1 protein-coding gene is annotated in these 257 nt (G+C 40.9%); it reads right to left on the reverse strand.

Features of this window, described 5'->3' with window-relative positions; all coding sequences use genetic code 11:
• Positions 1–257: tripartite tricarboxylate transporter substrate-binding protein (locus HU755_RS27210; protein WP_272978355.1), on the reverse strand; the 257-nt coding region annotated here is incomplete at both ends.

Genomic DNA, 257 nt, shown 5'->3' on the forward strand with positions numbered 1-257 from the left:
GTAGAAGTCATTAGCACAACTGGATCAAAAGCAGAGAAACCATAGTCTACAACTCCTGTATGTTCAGCTGTTGCAACAACTTGGTGTGTACCTAATATTGTATACCCATCTGGTTCAGCATCCTTTACAAAACGGGAACCAACAGTAGAAGTAGCACCAGCCATATTTGTAGGTACAATAGTCTGGCCTAAATGTTTTTCAGCATATTGAGCAACTAAACGAAATAATACGTCTGTTCCACCACCTGGAGGATAAGG

Source organism: Pseudomonas sp. SWRI111, from assembly GCF_014268555.1.
In the GTDB taxonomy this organism is placed as follows: Bacteria; Pseudomonadota; Gammaproteobacteria; order Pseudomonadales; family Pseudomonadaceae; genus Aquipseudomonas; species Aquipseudomonas hamedanensis.